The sequence below is a fragment of the Kocuria sp. genome, from assembly GCF_030536815.1.
Taxonomy (GTDB): domain Bacteria; phylum Actinomycetota; class Actinomycetes; order Actinomycetales; family Micrococcaceae; genus Kocuria; species Kocuria gwangalliensis.
In genome coordinates, this window is record NZ_JAUNPE010000203.1 from 1 (window position 1) to 3383 (window position 3383).

At 64.6% G+C, this 3383-nt stretch carries 3 protein-coding genes; 2 read left to right on the forward strand and 1 reads right to left on the reverse strand.

Features of this window, described 5'->3' with window-relative positions; all coding sequences use genetic code 11:
* Together Q4E95_RS12085 and Q4E95_RS13935 are read left to right on the forward strand one after the other, a co-directional pair.
* The coding region (locus tag Q4E95_RS12085) for an HAD hydrolase family protein (RefSeq protein ID WP_303383543.1) at window positions 1–528 on the forward strand (528 nt) is incomplete at its 5' end.
* A gap of 157 nt (window positions 529–685) precedes the next feature.
* The gene (locus Q4E95_RS13935) at window positions 686–2137 is read left to right on the forward strand and encodes a YeeE/YedE thiosulfate transporter family protein (RefSeq protein ID WP_368660332.1); all 1452 of its coding nucleotides are present in this window, start codon (window positions 686–688) and stop codon (window positions 2135–2137) included.
* Window positions 2138–2239: 102 nt separating this feature from the next.
* Here the strand turns inward: Q4E95_RS13935 and Q4E95_RS12100 are convergent, their stop codons facing one another.
* A complete protein-coding gene (locus tag Q4E95_RS12100; protein ID WP_303383544.1) occupies window positions 2240–3232 on the reverse strand; it encodes an intradiol ring-cleavage dioxygenase in 993 nt (330 codons plus the stop codon).
* Window positions 3233–3383 lie beyond the last annotated feature (151 nt).

The following is a 3383-nucleotide window of genomic DNA, read 5'->3' on the forward strand; positions in this document are numbered from 1 at the left end:
AAGAAGCACCATGTCATGGTCATGATCCCGCATGACGATCAGCTGCTGGTCGAGGATTCGGCCGACACCCACGCGCAGCACGAGGCCGCGGGCAATGACCTGACCATCCGCGACGTGGCGGACTTGTCGGAGCTGGCCGTGGAACCCACCAAAGTGCTCTTCGTGGGCGAGCGGGACGTGACCGATCCGCTGCTGGACGAGCTCACCCGGGATTACGGCGAGCAAGTCGAACTCGCGTACTCTTCACCGTTGTATTTGGAGGCCACCGCCGCCGGGGTCGACAAGGGCTCCGCCATCACCGACTACTGCCGGTCCCAGGACATCCCGTTGTCCCGCGTCATGGCGTTCGGGGACAACGGCAATGACATCGGGATGCTGCGCACCGCAGGCCTGGGCGTTGCCATGGGCAATGGCATCCCCGAGGCCAAGGCAGCGGCCGACCTGGTGACCACCTCCAACAACGACGAGGGCATCGCACGGGTCCTGTCCCGGTACTTCGATGTCGACACGAGCGAGATTCCCGCGTGACCCCCATTACCCTCAGGCGTTGGGGGAAACCTGAATATGACGGTTTGTTGCAACCCCCTCGACCCGACCGGAGCGCCCCCTGTTTACTTGATGGCGATCCTCGGAACGCGACTGCGCGTTCTGACCCTCCTCATCTACTGAAAATCAGGTTCACTACATGATTCTTACCGGTCTGATTGTCGGCGCCGTGCTGGGCATCGTGATGCAGCGCGGTCGGTTCTGTGTCACCGGCATGCTGCGGGACATCTTCCTGCAGAAGTCGTGGCGCACGTTCGCGGCGCTGCTCATCGTGATTTCCGTTCACGCCATTGGGCTCGCGGCTCTCACGAGTCTGGGCGTGATTGCCCCCGAGTACAGCACGTTCGCCCCGGCGGCCGTGATCATCGGTGGTTTCATGTTCGGTATCGGCATCATCCTGGCCGGCGGTTGCGCCTCCGGCACCTGGTACCGCTCGGGCGAAGGCCTGGTGGGTTCGTGGGTGGCGCTGGCCATGTATGCGCTGTCCGCGTCCGCCATGAAGGGCGGCATGCTGGATGGCTTCAATTCCTGGATGACCAGCTGGGACACCGGTTTGACCACCATCCCGGCGGCACTCGGGATCTCTCCGTGGATCTTCGCGATCGCACTGGCTGTGTTCACCGGCATCATGGTTCGCCGCTTCATGATCCGTGAAGCCGGCAGCCCCAAGCCGGCGCGCCTCAACAACCGTCCGGCCTGGAAGCGCCCGCTGCACGTGTACAACGCCGCGTGGATGATCGGCCTGCTGGGCGTCATTGCCTGGCCGCTGTCCGCAGCCGCCGGTCGCAACGGTGGTCTGGGCATCACCACCCCGTCCGCTCACACCGTGGACTTCATCACCACCGGCGATGCAAAGTTCATGAACTGGGGCACCCTGCTGGTGCTCGGTCTGCTGATCGGTTCCTTCATTGCGGCCAAGGCCACCGGCGAATTCCGTATCCGTGTGGCCGATGCCAAGACCACCGTGCGCGCCGTCGTCGGCGGTGTGCTGATGGGTATTGGCGCGGCGCTGGCCGGTGGCTGCACCGTGGGTAACGGCATGGTCGAGACCAGCCTGTTCAGCTTCCAGGGTTGGATCGCTCTGCTGTTCATCGCCCTGGGTGTTGGCGCGGGCACCAAGCTGTGGCTCAAGCCTTCCGCTGCGCAACCCGCCGCCGCAGCTCAGGACACCGAGACCTACTCCACGTCCGAGAGCCTGGACCACAACATCTCCAACGAGAACCCGTCCGGCAACTCCATTGACGCGACCCCGTCCAAGAGCCCGCGGAACACTCATGCGTTCTCCGGTTTCGCCGCGGCGCCGTCCGCGCTGATGGTCAAGGACCCGACCCTGGCGCCGTCCAAGAAGCTCAAGGATCTGGGCGAGGGCTACTACGCCCTCGACTCGCTGGGCGCGGTCTGCCCGTTCCCGCTGATCGAGGCCAAGGACGTCATGAAGACCCTGCAGTCCGGCGACCACCTGGTCATCGACTTCGACTGCACCCAGGCCACCGAGGCCATCCCGCACTGGGCCGCCACCGACGGTCACGAGGTCACCGATTTCGTCGAGAAGGGCGAGGCCAGCTGGCAGATCACCCTCAAGAAGGGCTGACCTCACCTCTCCCGAAATAGACGGCGACGCCGCCCGCGACTTTCGCGGGCGGCGTCGTCCTTCTCGGGCGCTCCGATGACCTCGATGGCTGCGGGCTCGGGATCAGGCGGGGGGCGCTCCCATTCCCCCTCCCGCCTCCGGCTCCGTGCTCGTGTCGATGGGGACATCGATGTGCGCGGTGTAACCGCTGTTCTCGTTCCCGGTGACATCGGCCATCTGCAGGTCCCACCCGTCGGAGAACACGTTGTCGGACTCGAGAGTCACCGCGGCGAGTGCCTCCGCGGAACCGCTGTACTCGGAGCGCGCGTAGACCGTGTTGCACGCGTCCTCCGGCAGGGCGATCTGCGAGGTGAGGATTGCGTTGGCGGCATCCGTGATCGAGTCGATGTCCGGGAACACCTCGAAGTGGATGTGCGCCCAGCGGCCCATGTAGCAGCCCGGGAAGATCGTCTTGAATGTGACCGTGCCGTCGTCGCCGACCACCTGCACACCACGCAGGTACGTGGCGTCCTCCAGGCCCTCGGAGTACATCGAGTAGTTTCCCTGCGCGTCACAGTGCCACACGTACACGGCCGCGCCGGTGAGCGGACCGTTGCTGTTGACCATGTCCACGATGTTCATGGTCAACGTCATGGGCACCCCGTCCGCGGTGGTGCCGCCATCGATGTTTGCGGTGATGTCGCTGCGTTCGATCCCTGAGATCTCCAGGGCGTCCTGCCCATTGGAGCCGTCCCCGGGGTAGGGGCCGGCGGTTTCTCCCGGCATTTCCTCGTTATAGGTCGCCGTGGGGCTGGGGGTCGCGCTCGCCGACGACGCCGCTGACGACGCCGACGCCGACGGGCTGCTCGTGCTCGTCGCGTTCGAAGAGCAGGCGGCCAGGGCAAACACACTGGCACCCGCGCCGAAGACCCCTAACGCGCGGCGTCGTGAGACCAGGGTGCCGAGGTCGAAGGCGAGACCTTGGTCCTCCACGTCCTCGTTCTGCCGGTCCAGCGGGCGACCCTCAAAAGTTTTCTGGTCTTGGGGCGTCCCATGGTCTCCCTCGGAGGCGGCCGGGTACGATCGGTTGCTGCGTTTACCAAAGATCGGGCTCATGGTCAGTCCTGCTTTCTGTGGCTTCATGTATCGACCATGAATGTACGGAGTGGTTACTTAGAGCCCGTTGAGAATGCTTGAAAGTGACCTGAGAAAAAGGTGTACCCCGCCCTGGAACGGACGGGGCACACGGTGAACGTCGGTTTACAAG

Excerpts from the sequence above, each read along its gene's own strand:
- Q4E95_RS13935 (WP_368660332.1), top strand. The coding sequence starts at position 686 with ATGATTCTTACCGGTCTGATTGTCGGCGCCGTGCTGGGCATCGTGATG.
- Q4E95_RS12100 (WP_303383544.1), bottom strand. The coding sequence starts at position 3,232 with ATGAGCCCGATCTTTGGTAAACGCAGCAACCGATCGTACCCGGCCGCC.